Source organism: Alteromonas marina (genome assembly GCF_000808575.1).
Classification (GTDB): domain Bacteria; phylum Pseudomonadota; class Gammaproteobacteria; order Enterobacterales; family Alteromonadaceae; genus Alteromonas; species Alteromonas marina_A.
On the sequence record NZ_JWLW01000056.1, the window covers coordinates 12,699 to 27,073 of the forward strand.

The 14,375-nt window shown below is 43.3% G+C and carries 8 protein-coding genes and 1 pseudogene; 2 read left to right on the forward strand and 7 right to left on the reverse strand.

Annotated elements, in window-relative coordinates:
• Positions 1-45: 45 nt before the first annotated feature.
• Both RJ41_RS14760 and brxF read right to left on the reverse strand, forming a co-directional pair.
• Positions 46-3,768 carry a DUF6079 family protein gene (locus RJ41_RS14760; protein ID WP_039222424.1) on the reverse strand — a complete coding sequence of 1,241 codons (3,723 nt, stop codon included), beginning with the start codon at positions 3,766-3,768 and terminating at the stop codon, positions 46-48.
• A complete protein-coding gene (gene brxF / locus RJ41_RS18755; protein WP_052235486.1) occupies positions 3,765-4,262 on the reverse strand; it encodes a BREX-3 system P-loop-containing protein BrxF in 498 nt (165 codons plus the stop codon). Before brxF ends, RJ41_RS14760 begins: the two co-directional genes overlap by 4 nt.
• A 295-nt stretch (positions 4,263-4,557) precedes the next feature.
• Between brxF and RJ41_RS14770 the strand changes: the two genes are divergently transcribed.
• Positions 4,558-7,230 carry an ATP-binding domain-containing protein gene (locus tag RJ41_RS14770; protein WP_039222428.1) on the forward strand — a complete coding sequence of 891 codons (2,673 nt, stop codon included), beginning with the start codon at positions 4,558-4,560 and terminating at the stop codon, positions 7,228-7,230.
• Between the two features lie 403 nt (positions 7,231-7,633).
• Positions 7,634-7,881: pseudogene (locus RJ41_RS14775) on the forward strand (DUF2960 family protein).
• 60 nt (positions 7,882-7,941) lie between these two features.
• On the opposite strand, the gene RJ41_RS14780 reads toward RJ41_RS14775, so the two are convergent.
• The 5 genes from RJ41_RS14780 to RJ41_RS14800 form a co-directional block, all read right to left on the reverse strand.
• Complete coding sequence (locus RJ41_RS14780; protein WP_039222431.1) at positions 7,942-8,571, reverse strand: hypothetical protein; 630 nt, start codon at positions 8,569-8,571, stop codon at positions 7,942-7,944.
• A gap of 194 nt (positions 8,572-8,765) precedes the next feature.
• Positions 8,766-9,083 (reverse strand): DUF3240 family protein, encoded by a 318-nt coding sequence (locus tag RJ41_RS14785; RefSeq protein WP_039222434.1) that lies wholly within the window; start codon positions 9,081-9,083, stop codon positions 8,766-8,768.
• Positions 9,076-12,144 carry an efflux RND transporter permease subunit gene (locus tag RJ41_RS14790; protein ID WP_039222436.1) on the reverse strand — a complete coding sequence of 1,023 codons (3,069 nt, stop codon included), beginning with the start codon at positions 12,142-12,144 and terminating at the stop codon, positions 9,076-9,078. The genes RJ41_RS14785 and RJ41_RS14790 overlap by 8 nt, the downstream gene beginning before the upstream one ends.
• The gene (locus RJ41_RS14795; protein WP_039222440.1) at positions 12,141-13,160 is read right to left on the reverse strand and encodes an efflux RND transporter periplasmic adaptor subunit; all 1,020 of its coding nucleotides are present in this window, start codon (positions 13,158-13,160) and stop codon (positions 12,141-12,143) included. The genes RJ41_RS14790 and RJ41_RS14795 overlap by 4 nt, the downstream gene beginning before the upstream one ends.
• On the reverse strand, positions 13,157-14,347 hold the full coding sequence (locus RJ41_RS14800) for a TolC family protein (RefSeq protein WP_039222443.1): 1,191 nt from the start codon (positions 14,345-14,347) through the stop codon (positions 13,157-13,159). Before RJ41_RS14800 ends, RJ41_RS14795 begins: the two co-directional genes overlap by 4 nt.
• Positions 14,348-14,375: the final 28 nt, after the last annotated feature.

The following is a 14,375-nucleotide window of genomic DNA, read 5'->3' on the forward strand; positions in this document are numbered from 1 at the left end:
ACTTTTACCTTAATGGCGAGTTATATACTCGCCATTCTCAAATTTCTATTGAATTACGATGCGTACTTTATCGCTGTTTTGGCCTTTTGTTCTTTCTGCAACTAAACGCTCAAAACGTACTTTGATTTCTTCAATACTTTGCGGAGTGCCTTTGCCTAAGCTGCTGACAAGATCATCAGAGCTAATGGTTACTTTCACTAAGCCTTCTAAAACTTTGTTTACTTCAGTAACAAAATCGTTTGATACAGGGTCAGGTAACACTCCACTTGCAATAAAGGCTTCAATTTCAGCTTTTTGCTCTATGTGGACCAGGCTAAGGTCGATGAATGGGTCATCAAGATTTGATTTTAAGTTTGACGTCCACTCGGTAAGCATTGCATCCAATTGGTCATCCAACCTAGTTAAACGACTTGAAGCAGGCGCTAATGTGCCTTCTGTTCTCGGTGAAAATGCTACTGGCGAAGGGTTAATTGCCAGCTGTTTGCTATCAATATTTGCAGCCGGTTGTAATTTTGCCCATTCTCCACGCCATTCTTTAATTTGAGCGCCAGGTAATAAGCTAATCCCGCATAACAAATCGAGTGTTTTTAGGCGCTCATCATTAATTAAGTCGCCTTTTATTTTGTCTTCAGCCAGTGTTAGGTGAGAGCGTTGATAAAGTTCTATAAAGCGTGAAATGTAGGTTTTTTTAACTTGTTCGAGTTGGTGCATCATCGTATGTTTAAATTCACTCGACAAACGCTGTTCTTTATCTGCAATACCAGTTCGTAACTCTTGTTTGCAGTTTGCAACTGACTCTTGCCAGTCATCATTTTCGCTAAGCACCAACTGTGCTTGATTAAGGTAGTTGGCTATGTCAGTAAACTCGTTAACGATCGACTCTAATTGTTTAAAGTTGTGCCATTCTTGCAAGTTCTCATGTTGCGCATTAATGGTTTCACTTGATGCTTTTAAGTTTTTAAGTTTACCTGGCGTGTTGAATCGCTGCATTTCTTCTAAGAAAACTTTTGCCGAAGAGAGCTTCTCAACCAATATGGTTGCTTCAGCATCTTCTAGCACATGTTGGCCCCAAAGCTGCAATCGGCCTTTAACAGTTTGGATATCTAGAACAAGATCTTTTACTTTGTCCTCTATTTTATCAACCATCTCCCTGACAATACTGTCATCGCCTTGTTGAATTGATATTGCCAATCCTTCGTTCATCCCCAACAAGTTAAGTAATGATTTTATTGCGCTCGTATTGAAGTCTTTAGGTGCTTGGATATGCTTAAAGTTAATTAAATCATCAAAATCTGTTGACTTAAACGACTCAGCATTACTTGCTGAGATAGTATTTCCAACAACTGCTAACTCCAACTCACCTGAATAGACGAGTGCAGCTAGAACAACTAGTAGCCACTCTTGCTCTAAGCGGTATGTTTTAGGTTTGAAGTAAAGATTAGCGTTTACTTGTTCAAGTAATTCCGAACTATTAACTACTTGTCCGTGTCCTTTAGCTTTTAAAATTTCAAGTACGGTGCTTGAAAAGCGAGACTTAGTGGCTGACAATTTATCGCCATCTAAAAGTTCTAGTGCATCTAAGACAGCGGTTGCACGTTTGGTTGCCGAACCACCTGCTAGATGATTTAGCACATCTTTTGCTGCACTTTGCATGGTATCGCCGGTGATCCACTGGCTAAACTTAGGATACTCTGGCGCTAACGATTCGAAGTAGCCACCAAGCACGTAGCTTGCTACAGCTTCAAAAATATCTTTAACATTGCCATGTTCACTGGCTGAAATACCCGTTATATCGCGTACTGATGTACCTTTTAGCCAATCCATGATGGGCTTTGATTGGCCGTTGTACCTTACCTCGTAAGCATCAGCAATATGGTTTCGGATCCACTTTTGCATTTCTCTGAGGTATTCATCCGCTTTAAGCTTGTAGGTTTGCTTTTCATTACCAGTAGCATGACCTCTAAGCTCAACTGATGCAGCATAGTACTTTAGGTATCGATTGAATTCTTCATTTCTGTTTTTCAGCACAAATAGAACTTCATCATCTCTGATGTGCTCTTTTTTCAGCTTCGGCGCATCTTCGGGCTGAATGAAGTACATGTAGTAATCACGTTGTGGCTTAGCCGTTTCACGCTCATTTGGTGAGCCTAAAAATAACCAGCCTTGTCTATTCACATTGCGATCAATCCATTTAAGCTCATGTTGCCACATTTTATGTAATTGCTGAGTATCTGACTGCTCAAGGATTTCAAGCATAGCTGCACGATAAGCATCATTAACGTTGTCGCTTGCTAATGTTGCTGCCTTGTTTTCAATTTTGGCATCGAAATCAACAGTACGCTTTAAGTCGATGTAAAATTGGTCATTAGCCCTATTTCGAGCGAAAAACTGTCCATTCACCGTTTTTCTGACTTTGCCGAGTACAGTGACAATGTGCGTTTCTAAGTTTTTATGTTTGTCACCGGGTAGTGCGTCGATGTTTTTTATAAATAAACATAATGAATCACGTAATTCAGCCGCGGTGGCGCCCATTTCATTGTAAATGTCCCCCACAGCCATTCTATGAATGGCTAAAGCTGCCACCAAACGTTTGGCAAAATCTTTTTCACCCGCTGTAGGATATGCTTGTTCAATTCGCTCAACGAGTGTTTCACCTGTTTCGATAACTTGGCCTACTTCTGGATTGGTTTTCATACTTGGCTCTGAACTAAGTTCATTCCAATAAGTGTCATATGAAAAAATGCCTGGCTGTTCTTCTGGCACTTCCGTTGGCATCAACTTTTCCATGTAGTTTGAGAGGCTTCGCAGGACTTGACGCTGTTCAAGGCCTGCAATACGAACTCGTTCAAATGTGTTGATATAGTCAGGGTGTACAGGGAACATGTGAACAAACTCATCTAATCGTTCGTTCATTTTTTCGTAGTATGGTGTGAATTTTTGTAAGTAGTTTCTGATCCACTCTTGCTGTTGTGCTGATTTCTTTAACAAACGCTCAGCTACAACAAACTTAATATCTTCACGTGCAATTACAACTTCAACCGCTCGGTCAGTGATGCGCTTTATTTCTTTAGATATAAAGCTAAGCCTTGGATCTGCAAATATAGCTTCCTGCACACCAGCGATAAACCGGAAGCGTGTTCCTTCAATAACTTCACCAAGTACTCGCAACATCGCCATATCAAGCGGGAGTTGTTGGTTGTTTCTAGAGCGGAAATAATCAAGGATTTCGTCGCAAATTAATAATAAACCATGATCTGGATACTTATTATTAAACTCAGCCATCATTTCTTCGATGTACTGTTTGTGGTTTGATGTTATCTGCTCCATCGGCGGAAATTCGTAATCAATACCAATTTCCTTTAAACCTTGGGTCAATTGGGAAGTAATGATGTCAGTAAGATCCATTTTACTTGAACCAATCTCGAAACGGATAACTTTGAACTTGCCAGCAATTTGCTCAGCACAGCGCTTAACGTCTTCGTTTGTTATCTTTTCAACAAGGTCTGGAAACTCGGCGAGTGCGGCAATAACAGACATTAAGTGCGATTTACCTGAACCGTAGTTGCCTACTATCCATAAAGCTTTGTTATCAGCAAAATCGTTGTATTGAAGATGTTTGATAATGATGTCATTAAGCTTTGTCTTCATCTTTTCTGAAATTACGTAAGACGAAATGAGACTCTCTGCTTTCTTGTGATCGGCCGAGTCCTCTAGTTCGATAGTTGTTTTAACCGGCTCAAATTGGATTAATTCATTGTACTTCTTCATTTTGTTACTCCATGTTCACAAGTGCTGATTACTTGAACGTCTTGAAATTCTGATAATTGGTAGCTGACATACTCAGGGTGCCCAGGTTTGGCATAGTACAAATTGCTGCAGTCCAATCCGCCAGGCCAAACTGCTACTACTGGCTTTTTTCTGCTTAATTGTTGAAGCAGCTTTACTGGGTTGATATTTAGCTCTCTAGCGAACAACAACTGAATTCTTTGTAGGTAACACATGTTGTCGCCAGCTAATACTATGGACTTAAGCGCACTTGCAACATTAGCCTCTCGCTCTCTTCTTGACATCGTTATAAGCCGTTCAGCAAGCAATTTTGAAGTGTTTAGAAAGAGGGCATCTGAAAAGAGAGTTGATAGTTGCTTCAGTTCACTGTCTTCTAAAATAAGAAAAATGAGACAGCTCGATTGCATTTCGCCAGAAGAAAGCGATTGTTGCAATACTGTAAAAATATCATCCATTTTTGTTTTTATAATTTTCATGAATTCCTTGTCATGTTTTAGGAAAATAAGGTGCTATAACCAAATAAGTACCCACTTTTCAGTAAGACCTGCTCAACTTTACAGCTATGATAGCACAACCTTTTTCGGCTATATCAGCATGCCCCAAACTATACTTTAGTCTAACTCTTGCATTGTAAATTAGATATGAGATAAAGAGCAATCATGCGAGTGGAATATGATACTGGTTTAATTAACTTTAGCTAGAATAGTGAATTGCTCCAATCAAAGTTATTCTGCGCAGATTTATTACTTACAGATAGGGATATTTAGAAGAATGGCTGACATCGATTTTTTACCACTTGCTGAAGACACACTTTCTACGTTCTCAGAAATCACCGAAACCGCAACGAACAAATTAAAGAATGAAAACAATCAAGGAACCGATAGCTTTGCCAGTGGCAATACGCTTACCGGAAACGAAGCTTTTCTAAAACTAGCCAATATTCAAAAAAACAATCATGAACAGCTAGTCAAACTTAGTGATGAACCAGCAATAGCTCGTCTTGTTGTTGAAGACGACAATAACAGTCAGCAAGTTATTTACATTGCCCGAAGCAGCAACTTAACACTTCCATCAGGTAAAAATTTTGCTAGTTATCGGTCTCCTATTGGACGCTTAGCCGAAGTCGCATTAGGCGACGAAGCTATTGTCAATCTAGATGGAAGAAGTCGAATATTTTATGTAATAGAGAAAACCAGTTTACGTCCTAAAAAGGAATCAGTCGGTTGGGATTCAAGTCAAACTCAGTATCGCCATCATGACAAAGGCTCGTATTCCATAGAGTCATTGCGGGCTCTTATACGAGCAGATCGATCCGAGATTGCCGATGAACTGGATAAACTATTAGAGCAGGCAGAAATTCAAAGTGGTGTTTCTGCCGGCATTAGCCATCAAGTTCGAACGGCTATGGGATTGAGAGATCAGCCTATATTGGATCAATTTCAAGGGGAGATATTTCGACTCCCATTGAATAGCCAACTTATCATCCTTGGTCCTCCTGGTACCGGAAAAACAACCACTCTTATTAAACGTCTAGGACAGAAGCTCGATATAGAGTCTCTAGATGCTGAGGAAAAGCGGCTTACTGAAACAACCAAAAATCAAGCCCCACACCAAACTAGCTGGATAATGTTTACGCCTTCAGAGTTACTTAAACATTACTTGAAAGAGGCTTTCAGCCGTGAGCAGGTTCCAGCCTCAGACTCACATATTAGGACATGGACCAGCTTTCGAAATGATATTGCTCGAAATACTCTAGGAATCTTGCGAACAGCGAATGGTGGCAAATTTACTTTAAAAAACGAGTTATCCAACCTTTCTCCTGCTGTGGTTGAAGATGCTAGCAGTTGGTATGAATCTTTTGAGAGCTTCCATGAACAACGATTAAAAAGCCAATTGAGAGACGGAGCGGCCATCGCCATTAGTGCTGCCCCCGAAAACGCGGTCACAGTGTTAGAAAACCTGAAACAACTCGGCAACCAAATTGAATCACGACAATTATTAGATGTGTACCGTGACCTAGAAAACTTTGAAGGTGCTTTTAGATCAGCGTTGAGTGACTCTAAGATTGTTGCCGAAGATTTGTTAAAGAGGGAACGCAATCGACTATATAATAACGATAAAGATGTATTTAAGAGATTAGCTAAACATCTAGAAGCTATTCAGCAAGAAAATGAACCAGATGAAGAAGAGTTTTTCGATGATGATGAGCAAGATGAGACATCTAATTTGAACAGCAATTCGATACAAGTTGCAGTGAATGCTTATCTATCAGCTCTACGAGCATTAGCAAGAACTAAATACCTTAAACGTAGTATGCCCAAAAAATCGCGTTCTTCATCAGTAATTCAGTTTCTTGATGCAAGCGTTCCTAGTAACGATATTTTGTTTGAGATAGGCAGACATATTAGCTTTCAAAATGGGTTGCGCCGATTCATCAACAGTCACAAGCGCTACGTGACGGATATTACTACGAGCTATCGAGCTTTCAGAAAGGGTAGAGACATACTAAACGATTTTTATGTTTCCGAGTTAGTGAATACAACTCAATTATCTGGTCTTGAGCTGGATGGCATAATTCTCTTAATGCTCAGAAAATCAAGACAATTGATTGCGCAGAATTATGTGAGTAAATCGCTCGATGAACCTAAGTATTCTTATCTTGCGATTATTTCGAGTCTATTTAAAAATCAAATCATGGTAGACGAAGCAACTGACTTTTCGATGTTACAGCTTGCTTGTATGGAAAGTTTAACCTCTCTAAAGAGTAAATCATTTTTCGCATGTGGGGATTTCAATCAACGAATCACATCTTCCGGCATTCGCAATCAACAGCAACTTAGCTGGATTGCGTCTCACATTTCAGTAGAAACAATCCAGCTCGTTTATCGACAGAGCAAGACATTAAATACTTTTGCACACGAGCTTCTAAAAATACAAGGTGGCGATTTAAATGCACTAGGTATAGTTCCAGAGGAGAGTAACCATATTGGTGTTAAACCAGTGCTATACGAAAATGCGCGAAATGGCGGGCCAGTAACATGGATCGCGGAGCGAATAATTGAAGTAGAACGAGCAGTGCAGCAATTGCCGACCATTGCTGTACTAGTTAACTCTGAAAAAGAAGTGAGGCCAATGGCCGAAAAATTAGCTAAATGTCTAGAAGAAATAAATCTTAGCGTAGTAGCTTGTGAAGAAGGAAAAGCACTTGGAGAAGGAACTGACATTCGAGTGTTTGATATTCAACACATTAAAGGCCTTGAGTTTGAGGCCGTATTTTTCGCTGGTATCGATAAATTAGCTCAAGACAAGCCCGATCTTTTTGACCGCTACCTTTACGTTGGAGCCACACGTGCAGCAACCTATTTAGGTCTTGTCTGCGATGGACATTTACCAGCTTCTTTAGAGCCTCTTAGAGAGCGTTTCGATGCATATTGGAGAGTGTAGCTCAATTAATAACTTCCGTGGATTGTCAATTTAAATTGCGAATGCCAAAGTTAGGGAAACCTACAGTGCCCTACCGAATAAGCATCGATTATTTGGTATTCACAACGCAATTTACCGCCGATTGGTCACAATCTGGTCACAGAAGGCTTTTTGAATGTCAGTGACTTAAAAAAGCAAAAGACAAGAAAGTTGGGAATGGTCCACCCGAGAGGATTCGAACCTATGACTTTTACCTCCGGAGTGCAAAAGCCAGCACTCCTTTAAAGCAACCAAATTCTTCATCGAACACCTCGCGCTGTTGTTTTGCCACCCGCTTTTTTTAATACGGTAATCATTGGCGCTAATTCAGTTTATAATAGCGGTTAAACCGTTTTTGAATTACATCGACCAACGTGAGTAAAACATGGCCCATAAAGTACGTTATAAGTTTAAAGGTGTGGCAAAAGAGATAAATTTTTCTTACAGCCGCCATCAAAATATGCATGAAGCCGTGGCCGATGCTGAGGGAATAGACCTTTCCCAGTTCCTTCAAACTGAACAACAACTTGCCGCTATCAGCAAAGACAAAAAACCGTAAGAAACTTCAGAGATACCGAATTTGCAAAGATGGGGTTTTCTGATTTGTACTTCTTAAAGAACGGTCAAGAATAATGGTGGCCTCGATAGGGTTCGAACCTCGGACACCGGATCGCAAAGCCAACAATTAAATTATCAGGGTCTACCCTCAACCAACTCATGAAAAGCCTCAATCGCACTATCAAAGCTTTCGTCGTTGTCGAAATAAAGCTGGCTTAGCCGGCTTTTCTTGATTTTGTAGGTGGCGCTGGCAAAGGCTAGCGCTTCTCTAAAGCTGCTAAATTCTTCATCGAATACCTTAAACACCTCGCGCTGTGGTTTTGCCACCCGCGTTATGCTGCCGTTTATTTCAAAATCGAACCCAGCAAATTGAAGGCGTGACAGGGTTTCTTTACCCAGTCGCATGCCGCCTTTTAGGCTTATTTGAAATGCGGCGTCCATCTCTTCAATTTCTTCCATGCTCCAGTGGTTATATACCCTAATGGCCTTCTTATACTTTGCTGCCAAACGCTTTTTTAAGGTGTTTATTCTGGGTTCTAGGGTGCCGTTGTTTTCATCTTTTAGCAGGTCGAAGCATTCGTTACATGAAGGTACGGAAATAAAGTCCGCCTGCAGGTGCCCGCTTTGCCAGTCGTGAATGAATTTTATGGGCGGGATAAAGTCTTGGCGTGCAGTTTCGCAGCCGCAATAAAAGCAGCGGCCAAAGTCAGCCGATTTTACAGCTCTTAGTGGCTGGTAGAATTTTTGGTAATTCTTTACTGACATGCTGCTATTTGCTTGGAAGTTGTTGCTAAAAAATAGGCCTATTTGTGGTGGCTACGTTAACACAGCAGGGCTTTTGTAAAAGTTAATTGTGCCGCTAGTTACTTTTACTCGCATGCATTTTAGGCGCGCTTAATCGCTGCAACATAATAAGCAGGCCGCACTAGCGGCGTATCTCTTTTATAACATATAGCGGCTTACAGCGTGCTTTGTACTATGTGGCCCTCATCAAATACTGGCGTAATGGCATAGCGTATGGCGTTTCGGCCATTAAGTGCCTTTAGCGCTTGCAACATCGCTTGCGCGTATTCACTGTTATGGATTACCTCCACTTTCAGCATGTGCCGCCCCCCGGCAACTTGCTCGGCCTTGTTCAGGTGGGCGCTCTCGCGGCTAAAGCCAAAACACGTAGATACAGTAAAACCGCTCACACCATCTAACTGAATAAGGCAATCTACCACATCAGCCTCCATTTCTTTGTCGATAAACAACGTTAGTAGCTGGGACTTATCCATTTTGACGGCGCTCCAAGTAGTGATAGCCAATAGGTAAAAGATATAGTGTGATAAGCGTGGATGAAATTAACCCGCCAATTACGACTATCGCCAGCGGCTTTTGAATTTCAGCGCCAGGCCCTGATGCAAACGCCAAAGGTAATAAGCCAAACATTGCCGTGGTTGCGGTCATTAAAATAGGGCGTAAACGCGATACCGCCCCACTTGCTACGCGCTCAGATAGCGATAACGACTGCCTTTTCAATGATTCGTAATGCGACACCATTACCACACCGTTTAGCACTGCCACACCGAGTAGCGCTATAAAGCCCACTGAAGCCGGAACCGAAATGTATTCGCCGGTAATAAACAGTGCGTAAACGCCGCCCATTACTGCAAAAGGCACGTTAGCCATAATCAGTGCAGCAAGTTTCAGCGAACCAAAAATAGTAAACAATATCAGTACAATAACAGCGATTACCAAAGGTATTACCGTAAGCAGGTTATTCGTAGCGCGTATTTGGTTTTCAAATTCGCCGCCGTACTCTATGGCATAGCCCGAAGGTAAAGACACGCTAGAACGAACAGCCTTTTGCGTTGCCTCAACAAACCCCACTAAATCTCGGTCTTCAACATTTGTGGTTACAACAGCAAAGCGCATAGCCTTTTCTCGTTCAATAACTGCTGGGCCCTGTGTGCGGGTAATGTTTGCAATATCAGAGAGCATTAGCTCTTGGCCCGAGGGCATAAGTACCATCATGCTGTTAAGTACATCTGGTGATAGAATAGCGGCCTGCCCCTGCTCTAACTCGCCAAAGTAGATTGGTGTGCGCACTCTGCCTTTTATTACTTCTCCCACCTGAATGCCGGTAACCTGCATTTTTAGATAGCGTGAAAGTGCCGCGTTAGTCATTCCAAACGCCATGGCCACACCTGGTTTGGGAATAATGCTAAGAAAGTCACCGCCTTCAATGAGCGTGGCATTCGTGTCTACTGCGCCCTCTTGCTTTCGTACAACGTTAGCCACGTTATTTGCAATATCCGACAGTGTTTGCATGTCAGCGCCAAAAATTTTGATGGCCACCATACCCGTTGTGCCGGTAAGCATTTCAGACACGCGCATTTGTATAGGCTGCGTAAAGCCAACGTTTATACCCGGGTATGCCTGAAGCGATTCTCGTATGGCCGCTTCCAGCGCTTGCTTATTGCTAAAGCGCCAGGTATCTGAGGGTGCAAGCTGCATAAAAACGTCGGTTTCATTTAAGCTCATGGGATCGAGCCCCAATTCGTCTGATCCAGTTCGCGCAACAACTTGCTCTATCTCTGGAAACGACGCTAACAGCATGCGCTCTATTTGTTTGTCTATTTCAAGTGACGATGACAGTGATATGGTTGGCGACTTTTCAAATTGCACAATAATATCGCCTTCATCCATGACCGGCATGAAGGTTTTGCCCGCTATCGAGAACAAAAGACCGCTTAAAACCAGTAAACTAAGTGCCACTACGCCTGTTAATTTAGCGTGATTGAGGACGAACGTTAAAGAGCGTCGATAGGCTAACTGAAGAGATTGCAAATACCCCGGCACCCCCCCGTCTTTGGACGAAAGTAAAAACGAAGCAACCACGGGAATAAGGGTAAATGCAGTGACCAGTGAGGCGATCATGGCGTAAACAATGGTGGTAGCTACCGGTGAAAACAATTTACCTTCTAGCCCGGTTAACGTTAGAAGGGGCATGAATACCACAATAACAATAACGGTGCCTGCAATTACTGGTACCGCCACCTCGCGGGTGGCTCGGTACACCAAATGGAGGCGAGGTAACGGTTTATTCGCGCCAAGCTGCGATAGGGTATTTTCAACCACAACCACCGACGCATCTACCAGCATACCAATTGCAATGACCAACCCGCCTAGGCTCATCAAGTTCGCTGTGATGCCCGTCATACTCATAGCAAGAAACGTAAGCAGCACAACAATAGGAATAACCAGCGCAACCACGAAAGACGCGCGCACATTGCCAAGAAACACAGCCAATACAACAATAACGATAAGTACAGCTTGTGTTAGCGCATTGGTTAGGGTGCCAACAGCGGTGTCGATTAACGTTTTACGGTTGTAAAAAACGTTAAGCTCGGTCCCCTCTGGCAGCGTAGCTTTGAGCGCATTTAGCTTTTCCATCACCCCTTCAACAACGCTAGCTGTATTACTGTCTTTTAGCGCTACGATTAACGCTTGAGTAGTCTCTTCTCCGTTTCGGGTTACCCCGCCATAGCGCGTAAGGCTGCCAAGGGAGAGCGTACCGAGATCAGACAGTCTTACCGGCTGCCCGCCTACATTGCCCACTACTAACTCCGCGAGCTCTTCAAGGCTGGTGGCGCGGCTTTGCGTTCTGATCACAAGTGAGTCGGCGCCTGCTCGCACTCGCCCAACGCTTCCATTCATATTGGCTTCGGCCAGTGCTGCTTCGAGTTGATTTAAACTAAACCCATAGGCAACTAAGCGCGATAAATCGGGCGCAAACTGAAATGTTCGAGTAAATCCGCCTAATACGTTCACATCGGCAACGCCGGCTACGGTACGAAGCACAGGGCGTATTTGCCAATCGAGAATATGCTTGCGCTCTTGCAGTGAAAGGCTTGGGTTTTCAATGGTGAACATAAACATTTCAGACAAAGGGGTACTCATAGGCGCAAGCCCGCCTTCGGCAATGGCTGGCAGTAAATTGGCCACACTTGCTAAGCGTGCGCTTACTTGCTGCCTGGCCCAATATATGTCTGTACCTTGTTCGAAATCTAGCGTTATGGATGTAATGGCGTATTTGGTGGTTGAACGCAAAATGGTTTGATGTGGAATTCCTAGCAGTTCAGTTTCTATGGGCTGGGTTATTTGCGCTTCTACTTCTTCTGCGGTCATGCCATTTGCTTTCATGATGACCTTAACTTGTGTTGGCGATATATCAGGAAATGCATCGACAGGCAGGTTCAACCACGCGTTAATTCCAAAAACAGTCAGCCCAATGAAAGCACTAAGTACAAACAACCTCTGTACAAGTGAAAATTGTATAATACGGGCTATCACTCCATCTCTCCTAGTCCAATAAGCACACCTTGCACTGCGCTTACCGATGAGGAAAGCACCGGCTGGTTATTAAGCTGTGGCGTTGCTTTGATTAAGAGCGCGTCTGCACCACTTTGCCCAACTACCTCTACGGAGACAACGTTAAGCACGTTACCAGAGCGCACGAATACCGACGATTGGCCGTTCAGGTAAAACACGCTTTGTGCAGGAATTTTCAAAGCTTTAAGCTGAAAGTGACCGCTGACTTGCGCGCGCTGGCCTAATTTAAGGTTGCAGCTTTTAGGCAGTGGCTCAGACCACACTGAAGCTAGATACTCGTTAACTATTGCGTCTGTACGCGCAACTTGAACCTGGCAGTTCGCGGTTTCTATTGATGATATTAGGCTTGCTTCATCGGCGCTTACCATGGTCTTAATTCTGAGTGAATTATTGCTAATTATGCTGCCTAGCCGCGTTGCCTCTGCGTCTTTCTCGCCATTTGCGTATAAAAATAACCCCGCCTCTGGGGCTAACAAATATCCAATATCATCATCTTCGTCTGACTCAAACATTTCAGCAAAATGGTCTAAGTGCCCCCAGGCAAGTTTTGCGTCGTAATAAGCTTGTGTGATAGAAAACCAGCTAGACTGTGATATGGCGTTCGCTTCAAATAAGGGCTTGTTCGCATTAAACCTTTTTTGGCTGATTTTAAGCAAAGCAGTTTTTGCTTTTAAATTTTCAGTAAAATGATGTACTTCACTGCCTTTTAGCATAGCTAACCTCTGCCCTTTGCTTACGGCTGTGCCATCGGCTACAAGGTACTGCACCTGTTGCGGCGTCATAGGCGCCATAAGATGCAGTTGCGATCCAGGAAAAGGCGCTACAATGCCCGTCGATACCGCCTTTTGCACGCTTTGTGACGGCGCTGCGTTGACGTAGGTTAAATTCAACTTTCCAAGGCTATCGATTGGGACTTCGGTCTGCGCAATAGCTGGCAGCAGAAACAAACTTGTGAAAACAAAGGTGAATAATTTCAAAGCGTAACTCCTGCGATTTGATTAACTTTTGATATCGCTTCAGCGCGACGTAGACGATTAAGTGACAGCGTTAGCTTAAGCTCCTGCTGGGCGATAAGTTGCTCTAGCCAAAATGTTTTGGGCAACACGCTACCCTGCTGTTGGTACAGCTCGGTGATCTCTGTACCCAATTCAACCTGCTCCTCTAAATTGTTAGTAGCTTCAGTAAGGTAGTTAACCTGTTGCAAGGCGTCATTGAGCTGGGTTTGTAGGCGTGTGTACGTTTCTGCCAATGCTTCGGTAAGTTCGTCCCGTGTTGCTTTCCATGACGCATAATTGTTTGCAGAGTTGCCTTCGCCCATTGGCAGCGGAATATTGATACTGACACCAAGCAGATTCTCATTGCCCGCTGGCCCCCTAAGTTGCCTTGCTATAACGCCTAGCACCCAAGGAGAAAGTGATTGGTCAGACTGCGCCAGGTTCATATCAATCTGAGATTGACTCAGGCTAAGTAGCCTTAATTCAGGGTGTGTTTGCAGCTTGTTTTCGAGATCACCGGCTAAAACTTCGGTAACGTGCTCTGGTAATACATCAGTACCCGTGACTTGTTTGTATTGTTTCTGCGCCTTCTCTAACGCCATTTGCGCTTTTTTCAACGCCAATTGGTGTGAAAGTTTTTCCTGCTGCCACCTTAATGAGGCGATGCGGTCGAGCTCGCCAGTTTTTGCTAAGCCTGCTATTACACCGTCTAACGACGCAATCCACTCTTGCTTTTTTAACAGCCCATCTACTTCAGCTTTTGCAAAGAGACGCTGCCACAGTGCCTCTCTTATTAAACCGCTTGTCATGAGTCTGAACCGCGTTTCCTGAAGATTATCCAGGGCTTTGGTTATAGACAACTGCTGAGCGTCTAGCTCTCTGCCTGCAGGTGACCGAAAGGGAAAAAATACCCCTACCTCATACTCATCTGTACCACCTTGTGTATCGCTTGGCAGTGCAATAAGCTGCAAAGAGGCTGGCCCCTGTAACCAACGATTGATGCTTTGTACGTTATGCTGCAGTTTTTCAGGGTTAACGTTATAGATTTGCTTTAAGCGCTGTGTAGTATTATTGGTGATAGCACTTAACGTTTCAGCCGCCACGCTGCTGATTGTAAATAAGCTCGATACGAGAAAACTTAAAAGGATGAACAGATAACGGGTATTCATACGCAAACGCCAGAGAAACTAATATCTA